A 13,557-nucleotide genomic window follows, 5' to 3' on the forward strand; every position below is an offset into this window, starting at 1 on the left:
GCGCTCACGTCGGCATTCGGCTTCCAGGTCCATGGACCAGTTGATAATGTGTTCGATTATCGGCTGCACCTGAGCTGTCTATAGTGTGCGCGTGGCGACTGAACACGTGAACGACGCGCCCCGGCCCGTCCAAGAAGGCCGCCGGCCGCAAAGGGTCGGCTGGGGCGCGCTCACGCTGTTCCTGGCCGCGTTCGCGGTCTTCGAGAGCGTCAAGTACGGGCTGCCGACCACGGCCGCCGCGCTGGTGTTCTTCGCGCTGCCCGATGCGGCCAGGCTGGCCGGTGTCCGCCCGCCGGGATGGCTCCACCAGGCCGTGCACCGCGTGTGGATCCCGCTCGCGGTGCTGGTCGTCTACAGCTTCGGCGTGTACCCGTGGCCGCCGCTGTTCACCGCCGGCCTGGGGTGGCTGACCCGCATCGGCGTCGAACGGACGCTCGGGCGCCGGCCTGCCGCGAGATCCTAGGCGCGGTCCTGGTCGGAGTCGGCGGACAGGACGACGGTCCCCAGGTAGCCGCCGTCGTCCTCGGCGACCCGCACCAGCATGCCCTCGAGGTAGTCGGGGTCGCCCGCGTTGAAGGTGTCGCGGGTGCCCAGCCGCTGGTACGGCGGCGTCGCCAGCACCTTGGCGTTGATCGTGTCGTCGAACATGAGCTGGGTGCTCAGCACGCGTTCGTCCCCGAGGTGGACCATGACGTGGATGTGGACCGTCCGCCCCGGGTACCAGCCCGGCCAGATGGTGGTGAACATGACGACGCCGTCGCCGTCGGTGACCTGCGCGCCCCGCAGGTAGCGCTCGGCGTCCGTGGGCTTCATGTCGGCCATGTCGGCCATGCCGGGCTTGCCGACCGCGGTGGCCGTGTCGGCGGTCGGCAGCTTGCCGAGAAGCAGCCCGCCCTTCGACGCGGCCTCGGCCCCCGAGTAGAGCCCGGCCGCGTCGCAGTGCCAGATCTCCACCACCGCGCCGGGCAGCGGCTTGCACGTCTCGCTGTCCTGCACCTTGATGGCCAGGCGCAGGCGAACGCCCGGCCGGTCCTCGCGGATGTCGCTGCGGATCTTGTCGGAGTCGAAGTAGAACGGGCCCTTGGTCGCGCTCGGGGTCAGCCGGCACGTGTCGGGCCCGGCGAACAGGGAGTCGGCCGCGCCGGGCCGAGGCCCGGATGCGGTCACCAGGCCGCCGAGGCCGAGCGAGCCGATGCCGGCGATCAGCACCCTGCGGCTGACGCGCTGACCTTTGTGATCGTGTCCCACTGAAGTCCCCCCGGCTCTTGAGTGGTTCGTTCCGAACTTCTCACGGCTTGGGCGATTTCTGACGCAGGCGCGGCGGGCGGGTGCCGGCAACCCTCCGAAACCCTTTTCGATGATACGGAACTGTAACCAAGCGCTCGCTAGCTGATCAGCGGCGATCTTTCGTGAAATACGCTGCTGGGCGGGCTTGCATCGGGTTGCGGCGGCCGATTGACAGGCCGCGCCGGCTGATTTACGTTCCCGAAAACCTTTTAGGTTCACGTCCCTTCTCCCGGCCAAGTGATGTTAGCGTTAACAGCTTAAGGGGCATCCTCATGAGACGACGATGGGCAGCGGCCCTCGCCGGAGCACTCGTGCTCATCCTCGGCAACATCAGGCCCGCGCTCGCCGGCCCGCCGATCACCACTGCGATCTACACGGCCGACCCGGCCGCCCTGGTCGCCGGCGACACGCTCTACCTCTACACCGGCCACGACGAGGCGCCGTCCGGCGGCACCAACTTCGTCATGCGCGACTGGCACGTCTTCACCTCCAACGACGCCACCACCTTCACCGACCAGGGCGCCAAACTGTCGATCTCCAACTTCTCCTGGGCGGGCGCCGACGCCTGGGCCGGCGAGGTCGAGCGCGGGGCCGACGGCAAGTACTACTGGTACGTCCCCGTCAACGGCAACGGCGCCGGCTGGATGGACATCGGCGTGGCCGTCGGCGACACGCCGCTCGGCCCGTTCCGTGACGCCAAAGGCGGCCCGCTGATCAGCGACAGCACCCCCAACTCCTCGCCGCTCAACATCGACCCCACCGTCTTCACCGACGACGACGGCCAGGTCTACATGTACTGGGGCTCCTATTACGGGCTGCGCGCCGCCCGCCTCAACTCCAACATGACCACGATCAACGGCTCGGTCATCACCCCGAGCGGCGTGTCGAACTTCTGGGAGGCCCCCTGGATGTTCAAGCGCAACGGCGTCTACTACCTCGCCTACGCGGCCAACGACTCGGCCTGCTCGGCGCCCGGCTACGCGTGCATCCGCTACGCCACCGCCAGTAACCCGCTAGGCCCGTGGACGCATCGCGGCGTCGTGCTCGACCAGGTCAGCTCGACCACCAACCACCCGGCGATCATCGAGTACAAGGGCCAGTGGTACATGGTCTACCACAACGCCGCCGCCCCGGGCGGGGGCAACTTCCGCCGCTCGGTGACGATCGACAAGCTCTACTTCAACGCCGACGGCACCATGCAGAAGGTCGTGCAGACCGGCGGCCCGACCACCCCCGGCAACCTGGCGGCCGGCGCCACCCCCTCCACCTCCTACGTCTCGCCATGGGAGACCCTCGGCGCGGTCAACGACGGCTACACCCCGGCCAACTCCGCCGACCGCAGCCACGGCGCCTACGGCAACTGGGACCACCAGGGCACCGAGTGGATCGAGTACCGCTGGCCCACCGCGCAGAACATCTCCAGGTCCGAGGTCTACTGGTTCGACGACGACCAGGGCATCGACCTGCCCGCCTCGTGCCAGCTCCAGTACTGGAACGGCAGCGCCTACGTCAACGTGCCCGGCGCGTCGGGCTGCGGCGTGGCCGCCAACACCTTCAACACCAGCACGTTCGGCTCCGTCAGCACGACACGGCTGCGGCTGAACATCACCTCCAGGTCGGGCTTCTCGACCGGGGTGCTCGAATGGAGGGCCTTCTCATGAGGCGTGTGCTGTCAGCCTTACTGCTGGTCGCGGCGATGATCGTGGCCGGCCCCGCGGCGGGCGCCGACCAGACCATCGGCTTGCCGACCTTCAACGGCCCGGCCATCCCCGCCGCGCCCGGCACCTACACGACCGGCAACATGATGCAGGCCATCTATGACGCCGAGAGCTCCGGCACCGACTTCTGGATGGACCGGCTGCTGGCCCGCTCGGGCAACGACCCCGCGGGCACCTGGCTCATGTCGCGCGGGCGGGCGCTGTTCATGAAGACCCACACGCCGGGCACGCTCGGCTTCGCCGGCCAGGTGGCCTACTGGGAGAGCATCAGCAACAACAACGCCTTCACCGTCGCGCTCAGCCCCGGCACGTTCACCGAACAGGTGGGTTCTCGCTGGCAGGCGCCCAGCTACTGGAAGAGCCGGCACACCAGCGGCTCGATCACCATCGACCAGACCAAGTTCATCACCGACAACAACGTCGCCGTCGCCAACCTGGCCATCACCAACGGCGGCTCGGCCTCGACGACGCTGCAGCTCAGAGCCACCTCGCCGTACGCGACCTCCGGCAGCGGCAGCGAGCTGACCGGCCAGGTGAACGCCTACAACAACCTCACCACGCTCTACCCCAGGCTCACCGGTGACGGCTTCACGGTCTCCAGCGGCGGCCTCAACAGGTCCGTCACCGTCGCCGCGGGCGCCACCGTGACCGTCAAGGTCGTCATGGGCTTCGTCACCAACGAGATCCCCGCCTCGCGCACCGACTACGACGCCTACGCCGGCTACACGCCCGCCACGGCGTTCGCCACCCACGTGCGCGCCTACAACCGGTGGTGGGCCGAGAACGTGCCCTACATCGACGTGCCCGAGCCGGCCATCAAGAAGAACATCTACTACCGCTGGTGGCTGATGCGCTTCAACAACCTCGACGCGGACATCCCCGGACAGACCTTCCAGTTCCCCACCTCCACCGAGGGCGTCCTGGGCTACAACAACGCCATCGCGCTGACCCAGCCCATGCACATCGACGACCTCAAGTACCTGCGCAACCCGATCTACTCCTACGGTGACTGGCTGAGCGTCGGCCAGATCTCCAAGAACGGCCGCTTCCTCGACAACCCGGGCGACCCGGAGAACTGGTCCAACAGCTACACGCAGTACATCGGCGAGGCGGCCTGGAAGAGCTACCAGATCCACGGTGGCCAGTCCGGCATCGCCGCCAACCTCGCCCGCTACGCCGAGCAGGACGTCAAGGGCCAGCTCTCCTTCTACGACACCGACAACAACAAACTCATCGAGTATGACTGGGGCGCCCTGACCGGCAACGACGCCGACGCCGTCTCCTTCCACTGGAAGCCGGGACGCATGGACCGCGCCGAGTCCGCCTACCAGTACAGCGGCGCGCTGGCCGCGGCCCAGGCGTACGAGGCGATCGGCAACACCTCCAAGGCCGCGGAAATGCGCACGCTGGCCACCCAGATCCAGAACGCCATCGTCAACGTGTTGTGGAACCCCGGCAGGCAGCTCTTCGAGCACCGGCTGAAGTCCACGAACGAATGGGTGCCGTGGAAGGAGATCAACAACTACTACCCGTTCGCCGTCGGCGCGATCCCGAACACGGCCACCTACAAGCAGGCGCTGCGCCTGTTCGACGACCCGGCGCAGTACCCGATCTTCCCCTTCTACACCGCCAACCAGGCCGACAAGGCGGCCTCGGGCACCGGCAGCAACAACTTCTCCACGATCAACTCCACGGTGCAGTTCCGCCTGCTCTCCTCGGTGCTGCGCAACTACCCCAACGAGTGGATCGACACGACCTGGTACAAGAAGCTGCTCTACTGGAACGCCTGGGCGCAGTACGTCAACGGCAACACCCAGTGGCCGGACGCCAACGAGTTCTGGGCCGACTGGAACGGCTCCTCCATCACCTACCGCTCCTGGATCCACCACAACATCCTCGGCAGCAGCAACTGGACCGTCGTCGAGGACGTCGCGGGGCTGCGGCCGCGCAACGACGCCAAGGTCGAGCTGTCGCCGATCAACATCGGCTGGACCCACTTCACCGTCAACAACCTGCGCTACCGCAACGCCGACCTGACCATCGTCTGGGACGACCCGGCCGACGGCGTCGTCCGCTACCCGGGCGTGCCCGAGGGGTACTCCATCTACGTCAACGGCAGCCGGGCCGCCACGGTCTCGTCGCTGGTGCCCTTCACCTGGGACCCCGCCACCGGCGCCGTCACCACCAACGGCACGGTCACCTACAACGTGGCCGTCCCCGGGCTCCAGTCGCCCAGCCAGGTCCGGCACACCAGCGCCCGCATGGTCGACATGCTGAACAAGGCGGGCGTCGACCTGACCGCCGACCTCACCAACCTCGCCGCCGGCGCCACCGCCACCGCCTCCACCACCGCCTCCGGCAGCTCCACCGCGGGCGCGGTCGACGGCTTCCCCATCAACGAGCCGTTCTGGGGCGGTACCACCGCGGGCCAGGACTGGTACGAGCTGAACTTCGGCTCGGCCAGAACCCTCAACGAGGTGCGGCTCTACTTCAAGGACAGCCGCCCGGCCAGCGCCACCTACCGGGCGCCGGCGTCCTACGACATCCAGTACCACAACGGCAGCGCCTGGGTCAGCGTGCCCAGCCAGGCCAAGACGCCGTCCGCGCCGCGGGCCAACTACAACGTGGTGCAGTTCCCGGCCGTCTCGGCCCAGCGTGTCCGGGTGCTGGCCACCGCCGCCTCGGGCGCCAGGACCGGGCTCACCGAGGTCAAGGTCTACAACCGGGGCGGTGTGCAGCCGTCCGCCAACCTGGCGACCTCCGCCACGGCGTCGGCCTCGAACACCTCCTCGTGGGAGAGCGTGGCCGCCGTCAACGACGGGATCGACCCGCCATCGTCCAACGACACCGTCAACCCGCGCTGGGGCTGCTGGCCTGAGACGGGAGAGCAGTGGGTGGACCTGACCTGGTCCTCCGCCCGTAACCTGAACCGGGCCGAGGTGTACTTCTTCGACGACGACCAGGGGATCGACATGCCCGCGTCGTGGAAACTCCAATACTGGAACGGGAGCGCGTATGTGGACGTGCCCGGCGCTTCGGCGTACTCGCTGGGCAAGAACCAGTACAACAACGTGACGTTCACCGCCACGAGCACGACCCGGCTCCGGGTGTTGCTGACCGGAAACGGCTCCAACTCGGTCGGCCTTCTGGAAGTCAAGGCCTACGGCCCCTGACCCCGTGAAGGGGGGCGTGCGCGCCCCCCTTCACCCTGGGTGTCCACTTTGCCGGGGTTCGGGGCAAAAAAGAGGGCCCAGCTGGCGTAGCTAGTTTCTCACTTTTAGTGACGAGGTGCCGTGGAATCAGGCAAGCTGCTCTCATAACCTCATCGGATGGGTGGCGATCGCGATGAAGGGCAAGTGGCAGGCAGGCAACCTCTCCCCGGAGCCGACGAGCCTGATCGGGCGCCAAGACGAACTGGGCCGAATACGCCGGGCATGCCGCGACGCGCGGTTGGTGACCCTGACCGGCGTGGGCGGGGTCGGCAAGACCCGCCTGGCGTTGCGTGCGGCGGCCGACATGCGCCCTGGCGGCGGCGCCTGGCTCGTCGAGCTGTCCGCGTTGGACGACGGCACCCTGCTGCCGCACGCCATCGCCGAGGCGCTGCGCCTGACCGACCAGACCAGCCGCCCGATGGCCGAGGTGCTGGCCGAGCACCTGTGCAACCGCGAGGTCCTGGTCGTGCTCGACTCCTGCGAGCACCTGACCGCCGCCTGCGCCGCCATGGTCGAGACGCTGATCGAGGCCGTGCCCGGGTTGCGCGTGCTGGCGACCAGCCGGCGCCCGCTGGGGGTGTCCGGCGAACTGGTCATCGAGGTCGGACCACTGCCGGTCCCCGCCGAGGACGCCACGACACCCGGGGGAGGGGACGCGGTGGCGCTGCTGGCCGAGCGCGCCGCCGAGATCGTGCCCGAGTTCGAGCTCGCCGAGCACAACCGGCAGGCCGCGGTCCGGCTGTGCCGGAGGCTCGAAGGGCTCCCGCTGGCGATCGAGCTGGCCGCGGCGCGGGTGTGCGAGTTCCCGATCGAGCTGATGGTCGCCAGGCTGACCGATCCGTCCAGGGGAGGGGGTGAACCGCTCCGGGTCGCCGTCGAATGGAGTCACGAGCTGTGCGAGCCCGCTGAACGCCTGCTCTGGGCACGCCTGTCGGTGTTCGCCGGTGACTTCGACGTCGAGGCCGCCCGGTCGGTGTGCGCCGACGAGCGGGTGCCGGAGGCCGACATCGGGTTGTTGCTCGACGCGCTCGCCGGCGAGGCGATCCTGACGTGGTTGCCGACCGGGGCGGGGGAGCGCTACCGGATGCGGGACACGCTGCGCGAGTACGGCGCGGCCCGGCTGCGCGACCTCGGCGAGCAGGAGCGCTTCAGGCAGCGCCACCGCGAGCACTACGCCTCGCTCGCCACCCGAGGCGCCGCCCTCTGGCTCGGTCCTGGCCAGATCTCCTGGTACGACCGGATGATCGGCGAACACGCCAACCTGCGTACCGCCCTGGAAACCGCCCTCGGCGGACCCGACGGTCAGACGGCAGCCGACTTCGCGGGAAAGCTGGCGTTCTTCTGGTACGGCTGCGGCTACGCCAAGGAGGGCCGCTCCTACCTGCGGCGGGCGCTGGCCATGGACGTCAAGCCGGGCCCGGTCCTCCTCCAGGCGCTGTGGGCCGACGGCCTGCTGGCGGCGCACCACGGAGACGCCGATGGCGCCGAGGCCAGGGCTGCGGAGATCGCCGAGATCGCCGCCGAGGACGACCCGTACGCGATCAGGTGCGCCGGAGCGCTCAGGGCGGCGGCCGGGATGGTCCGGGGCGACTCGGCCCGGACCATGGCCGAGTCGGAGCACGCGTTCCGCGCCCGGTGGAGCGGCGAGGAGCCGAGCATCGCCATGCTCCTGGCGCTGCTGTGCCGAGGCCACGCCTGCACCGTGGACGGCCGGTTCGAGGAGGCGCTGGCCGTGTTCGACGATCTGCGCACGCTCTGCGACCAGCGTGGCGAGGTGCTGACGCGCTCCCACGGCGACCTGCTGCGCGGATACGCCGAACTGGCCGGCGGCCGGTTCGACGCGGCCATCGTTTACGGGCAGGCGGCCCTGCGCGTCAAACGGCGGCTGCGTGACGGCTTCGGCATCGGCCTGACCGTGGACCTGCTGGCGCTGGCGGCGGGCGCCGCCGGCCGGGCCGAGCGGGCGGCCCGGCTGTTCGGCCTGGCGCGGCGCATCTGGAGCACCCACGGCCTGACCCAGGCGAACGTCCCCGTCTGGGTCGCGGCACGCAAGGCGTGCGAGCGGCAGACCCGCGACACGCTCGGGGACGACGCCTACCACGCGGCCTTCTGCACCGGCTTCGACCGCGAGATCGACGCCGGCCTCGCCTACGCGCTCGAACCCGAGGGCGAGGGCCGGCCGAACAACGGCTCACCCATGTGAGAACCGGGGCAACCGGTTGATGTCCGTGCCGCACCTCTAATGTGGACCCGTTCACGTCGAGAGGAAGTCCGGTGAGCGGAACCGGTGAGCTGTCGGTGCCGGCAGTGGTCGAGAGCCCGAACCGTCAGAAACCTCCGTCCAGGGGCGTGCCGCGCTGGCTGTTGCAGCATCGGGTCCAGCCGGTGGGCCCCGAGACGGCCGAGGGCCACGCCAAGCCGCAGGCCTGGTGGAAGGTCATGTGCCTGACCGGCGTCGACTACTTCTCCACGCTCGCCTACCTGCCCGGCATCGCCGCGCTGGCCGCAGGCACGTTGTCGCCGCTGGCCACGCTGCTCATCGTGGCGCTGACGCTGCTGGGCATGCTGCCGATGTACCGCAGAGTGGCCAAGGAGAGCCCGCACGGGCAGGGGTCGGTGGCGATGCTGGAGCGGCTGCTGCCGTTCTGGCGGGGCAAGCTGTTCGTGCTGGTGCTGCTGGGGTTCGTGGCCACGTCGTGGATCATCACGATCACGCTGTCGGCGGCCGACGCCTCCGTGCACGTCGTGGAGAACCCGTACTTCCCGGCCTTCCTGCACGGCCACGAGGTCGCGCTGACCGTGGCGCTGCTGGTGGTGCTCGGCGGGGTGTTCCTGCTCGGCTTCACCGAGGCGGTCGGCGTGGCGATCCCGCTGGTCGCGCTGTTCCTGCTGATGAACGCTGTGGTCGTCGCCGTCGGCCTGGGCGAGGTGCTGACCTCCCCCGACGCGCTGTCGCGCTGGGCCGTGGCGCTGACCGCCGACCATGGCAGCTTCGGCGGCGTCGTCGGCCCGGCCGTGCTGGCCTTCCCGCTGCTGGTGCTGGGCCTGTCGGGGTTCGAGACGGGCGTCAGCATGATGCCGCTGGTGGCGGCCGAGGGCGACACTCCCGCACGGCGGCTGGAGTCACGCGTCCGCAACACGCGCAAGCTGCTGACCTCGGCCGCGCTCATCATGAGCGTCTACCTGATCGCGACCAGCTTCGTCACCACCGTGCTGATCCCGGCGGAGGAGTTCAGGCCGGGTGGCGCGGCCAACGGCAGGGCGATGGCCTACCTGGCCCACGAGCGGCTGGGCGAGGCGTTCGGCACGGTCTACGACGTCAGCACCATTCTCATCCTCTGGTTCGCCGGGGCGTCCGCGATGGCCGGGCTGATCAACATCGTGCCGCGCTACCTCCCCGGGTACGGCATGGCCCCCGACTGGGGGCGTGCCGTACGCCCGGTCGTGCTGGTCTACACCGGCATCTGCGTCGTGCTCACCATCGCCTTCGACGCCGACGTGGACGCCCAGGCCGGCGCGTACGCCACGGGCATCCTGGCCATGATGGTCTCCGGCGCGGTCGCGGTGACGATCTCCGCCATCCGCCGCCGCCAGCGGGCGGCCATCGCCGGCTTCACCGTGCTCACCCTGGTGCTCCTGTACGCGCTGGTGGAGAACATCAGGGAGAAACCAGATGGCATCGCCATCTCCGGGCTGTTCATCCTCGGCATCGTCGCCATCTCGCTGATCTCCCGGGTGTCGCGCACGACCGAACTGCGGGCCGACCGCATCGAGTTCGACGAGCGGGCGCGGACGTTCATCGCCGACTCCATCGTCTACGACGGCCAGCTCAACCTCATCGCCAACCGCCGCCAGGCGGGCGACAAGCCCGAGTACGACGCCAAGGAGGCCGAGCAGCGCGGCATGAACCCCGTCCCCGGGCGGGCCGACGTGCTGTTCCTGGAGGTCGACGTCATCGACCCGTCCGACTTCAGCGACGTGCTACGGGTGCGCGGGATCGAGGTGGACGGGCACCGCATCCTGCGCGCCGACAGCCCGGCCGTGCCCAACGCCGTCGCCGCCGTCCTGCTCGCCCTGCGCGACGCCACCGGCGTCCGGCCGCACTGCTACTTCGAGTGGGCCGAGGGGTCGCCGCTGATGCACCTGTTCCGCTACCTCATCCTCGGCCGAGGCGACACGGCCCCGGTGGTACGCGAGATCATCCGCAAGGGCGAACCCGACCCCGTCAGGCGGCCCGGCATCCACGTCGGCGGGTAGCGGCCGTGAGCGTCGTCCTGTGTCACGTGCGTGATCGTGCGGCCGCTCGACGTAGCATGTGATCGTGAATGCGAGCCCCCGACATGTCCGTAAAGGGGCCGCCCCGAGCATCCGCGACGTCGCCGCCGCGGCCGGCGTCTCGCACCAGACCGTCTCGCGCGTGCTGAACGAGTCTCCCAGGGTGCGGCCCGACACCCGCGCCGCGGTGCTGGCCGCGATCGACCGGCTGGGCTTCCGCCCCAACCGGGCCGCCCGCACGCTCAGCTTCGGCCGCGCCACCGGCATCACCGTCGTCACCTCCAACACCATGCTGTACGGCTACGCCTCCACGCTGCAGGGCATCGAGGAGGCCGCCAGAACGGACGGCGTGGCCCTGGGCATCAGGGTCGTGGAGTCGGCCGAGATCCGCCAGACCGTCGACTATGTGAGCGACCCGAGCGCGGGCGGGCTGGTGGTGATCGCGTTCGACCCGTTGGGCACCGCCGTGGCCGAGGCGCTGCCGCCCCACATCCCGGCCGTCGTCGTCGCCGAACCCGTCGCCCCCGACCTGGGCCGGGTCGCCATCGCCCTGGACGAACGGCGGGCCGCCGCCGACGCCACCCAGCACCTGCTCGACCTGGGCCACCGAACCGTCCACCACGTCGCCATCCCCTCCGAAGGCCGGGGCGGAGGCAGGCAGGCCGGCTGGCGCGACGCCCTCCTCCAGGCCGGGGCGGAACTCCCCGACGTGCTGGGCTGCGGCTGGGACATCGAGTCGGCGTACGCGGCGGGCCGCCGGCTGGCCCGCGAACCCGACGTCACCGCGATCCTGTGCGGCAACGACGACATCGCCCAGGGGGTACGGCGGGCGCTCTACGACGCGGGCAAGGACGTCCCCGGCGACGTCAGCATCGTGGGCTTCGACGACATCCCGGGCTCAGCCTTCTGGACCCCGGCCCTGACCACGGTTCGCATGGACTTCGCCGGCCTGGGCCGGGCCTGCTTCCACGCGGCCATCGCCGAACTGTCCGGCCAGCCCCAACCCCGGATCTCCCTGGTCCCGCCCCGCCTCATCATCCGCGAATCCACCGCCCCACCCCGTCGGTGACCTCAGCGGGCCCAGCTCGGGGAGTACTCCACGTGGATCTCTTGCCCGTCGCCCTCATCCAGATGCGGCCAGTAGAAGTAGCGGCAGACGTGATAGTTGCAGCCGCCCGCGAGGTACAGCGAGGTTGCGGCGGCGGGCGGCCCTTCCTTCGCCACGGCGAAAAAATGCCGGGCCGGCTGCCGGAACGCCGGGGCGCTGCCGGTCAGAATCAGCGTCTCGGCGTGCACGCGCTGGCGGAGCACGTCCCTGTTGTCCCGGTAGTTCAGGGCGCGGTAGTCGATCTCGTCGTCGGCAGGGAGATCGGTGTCCGGCACACTGGCGGTCCGTAATTCACGGGGACACTTCGCGGAGGAGATCCGCCTTCGCACCTCCTTCCAGCGTGACGGCGGGAACTGTAACGAGTGGTGGACCAGAACGAGATCAAGCGGGCGATCCTCCGTGGGCCAATAATGGTCGATACTGGGGCAGTCGGGAGTGGCGCGGATCGGCAGGTACACCAACGACCGTGGGGATCGTGCCGCAAGCAGCCACAGAGCGCCGATCCGCCGGCCGTCCTCCCGGTCCACGTTCATGGAGTACCACCTGCCGTTGTCGAAGAGCGCCCCATTGGCCAGGGGTTCGGCCGGGCGGATCACCCGGTATTCCGTGGCTCCCACCCGTACCCGCTGGATGGCGATCTTCACCCGCATGATCGTCATCCAACCCGATCGTGTGCTGCGGGCGCCAGCGGATTTGCGGTCAGTGGCCCTGGACGGCACGCGTTTGATTTCGGTGGGTGGCGGCACCCTACCGACCGCCGCCGACACGACGATCAGCTTCGCGAACGGGTGGCGGGTGGGCGGCGGGTCGGCGGGCGGACCGAGTTGCGGACGACGATGTGGGTGCCGAGGACGACGTGCTGGCGTTCCTGGCGGTTGAGGGCCAGGCGGACCGCCGTTCTGCCCAGTTCCTCCGTCGGGATGTGGACGGTGGTGAGGCCGGGCTGCACGTCGGCGGCGAAGGGGATGTCGTCGTAGCCCGCCAGCGAGACGTCGTCGGGCACCTTGATGCCGGCCTCGCGCAGCGCGGCCAGGACGCCGATGGCGACCATGTCGGTGGCCGCGAAGACCGCGGTGAACCTGGCGCCCCGCGCGATGAGGCGGCGCATGTTGTCGTAGCCGTCGGCGCGGCCGAGCCCGCAGGGGACGATGAGGTCGGGGTCGTAGGGCACCTCGAACGACTCGTGCGCCCGGACGAAGCCGCGGACCCGGTCGAGCTTGGTCGTGCTGGCCTGGCCGGGCTGGTCGGCGCCCATCAGGACGACGTGGCGGTGGCCCTGCGAGAGCAGGTGGCTGGTCATCGCGTACGCGCCGCCCTCGTTGTCGTACTCGACGACCGTGGACGGCACGTCGTCGCCCAGCGGCGGCCGGCCGCAGAGCACGAGCCTGGAGCCGGCCCTGTCGAGGGCGTGGGCGAAATGCGACATGCGTTCGCGGTAGGCGTCGTCGAGGGAGCCGCCGCCCACGAGGATCACCGCGTCGGCCCGCTGCTCGCGCATGGCCTCGACCACGGCCAGCTCTCTGCCCGGGTCGCCGTGGGTGGTGCACACCATGCACAGCCGTCCCTCGGCGGCGGCCTGCTGCTCGACGCCTCTGGCGACGTAGGAGAAGGACGGGCCCGTGACGTCGTCCAGCACGAACGCCACCATCTTCGTGCTGGCCCCCGACAGGGCGCGGGCGTGCACGTTGAGGACGTAGTCGAGCTCGCGCATCGCCCGCAGCACCCGTGTCCTGGTCCCGTGGGCGACCGGGTAGTCGCCCTTGATGACCCTGGAGACGGTGGTGGCCGATACCCCGGCCCGTGCGGCCACGTCGCGGACGGTGGCGCGCTCGTCGTCGGTGTTCACACCCTTTGTGCTTACTTTTCGCGACAAGGACGGCCCTTCACGGTCTTCGACACTTCACCGCAGTGTAGGGCCGGGGCGATCCGGCCGGTATCCCCGTCTTCCGCCGGTGTC

The 13,557-nt window shown here is 69.8% G+C and carries 9 protein-coding genes; 6 read left to right on the forward strand and 3 right to left on the reverse strand.

The window, feature by feature from the left end; genetic code table 11:
* Nucleotides 1-91: 91 nt before the first annotated feature.
* Nucleotides 92-463, forward strand: coding sequence for a hypothetical protein (locus tag ACFOY2_RS01320; RefSeq protein WP_379526011.1), 372 nt, complete (start codon nt 92-94; stop codon nt 461-463).
* Here ACFOY2_RS01320 and ACFOY2_RS01325 read toward each other — a convergent pair.
* Nucleotides 460-1,248, reverse strand: coding sequence for an intradiol ring-cleavage dioxygenase (locus ACFOY2_RS01325; protein ID WP_379526012.1), 789 nt, complete (start codon nt 1,246-1,248; stop codon nt 460-462). The two genes, ACFOY2_RS01320 and ACFOY2_RS01325, sit on opposite strands and share 4 nt — an antisense overlap.
* Nucleotides 1,249-1,559: 311 nt before the next feature.
* Between ACFOY2_RS01325 and ACFOY2_RS01330 the strand changes: the two genes are divergently transcribed.
* The 5 genes from ACFOY2_RS01330 (at nt 1,560) to ACFOY2_RS01350 (ending at nt 11,561) form a co-directional block, all read left to right on the forward strand.
* Nucleotides 1,560-2,948, forward strand: a complete 1,389-nt coding sequence (locus ACFOY2_RS01330) for a glycoside hydrolase family 43 protein (protein WP_379526013.1) — start codon at nt 1,560-1,562, stop codon at nt 2,946-2,948.
* Nucleotides 2,945-6,178, forward strand: coding sequence for a galactose-binding domain-containing protein (locus ACFOY2_RS01335; RefSeq protein ID WP_379526014.1), 3,234 nt, complete (start codon nt 2,945-2,947; stop codon nt 6,176-6,178). The genes ACFOY2_RS01330 and ACFOY2_RS01335 overlap by 4 nt, the downstream gene beginning before the upstream one ends.
* 160 nt (nt 6,179-6,338) lie before the next feature.
* On the forward strand, nt 6,339-8,420 hold the full coding sequence (locus tag ACFOY2_RS01340) for an ATP-binding protein (protein WP_379526015.1): 2,082 nt from the start codon (nt 6,339-6,341) through the stop codon (nt 8,418-8,420).
* Nucleotides 8,421-8,491: 71 nt separating this feature from the next.
* Nucleotides 8,492-10,474: an amino acid transporter gene (locus tag ACFOY2_RS01345; RefSeq protein WP_379526016.1), complete on the forward strand. Its 1,983-nt coding sequence runs from the start codon at nt 8,492-8,494 to the stop codon at nt 10,472-10,474.
* A gap of 64 nt (nt 10,475-10,538) precedes the next feature.
* Nucleotides 10,539-11,561, forward strand: coding sequence for a LacI family DNA-binding transcriptional regulator (locus ACFOY2_RS01350; RefSeq protein WP_379526017.1), 1,023 nt, complete (start codon nt 10,539-10,541; stop codon nt 11,559-11,561).
* 2 nt (nt 11,562-11,563) lie between these two features.
* On the opposite strand, the gene ACFOY2_RS01355 is transcribed toward ACFOY2_RS01350, so the two are convergent.
* Nucleotides 11,564-12,259: a hypothetical protein gene (locus ACFOY2_RS01355; protein ID WP_379526018.1), complete on the reverse strand. Its 696-nt coding sequence runs from the start codon at nt 12,257-12,259 to the stop codon at nt 11,564-11,566.
* Between the two features lie 113 nt (nt 12,260-12,372).
* Nucleotides 12,373-13,446 (reverse strand): LacI family DNA-binding transcriptional regulator, encoded by a 1,074-nt coding sequence (locus ACFOY2_RS01360; protein ID WP_379526019.1) that lies wholly within the window; start codon nt 13,444-13,446, stop codon nt 12,373-12,375.
* Nucleotides 13,447-13,557: the final 111 nt, after the last annotated feature.

This window comes from Nonomuraea purpurea (genome assembly GCF_042650645.1).
GTDB lineage: Bacteria > Actinomycetota > Actinomycetes > Streptosporangiales > Streptosporangiaceae > Nonomuraea > Nonomuraea purpurea.

What these genes read in the sequence shown, in the direction of transcription:
- ACFOY2_RS01330 (WP_379526013.1), top strand. Translation starts at nt 1,560, where the DNA reads ATGAGACGACGATGGGCAGCGGCCCTCGCCGGAGCACTCGTGCTCATC.
- ACFOY2_RS01335 (WP_379526014.1), top strand. Translation starts at nt 2,945, where the DNA reads ATGAGGCGTGTGCTGTCAGCCTTACTGCTGGTCGCGGCGATGATCGTG.
- ACFOY2_RS01355 (WP_379526018.1), bottom strand. Translation starts at nt 12,259, where the DNA reads ATGACGATCATGCGGGTGAAGATCGCCATCCAGCGGGTACGGGTGGGA.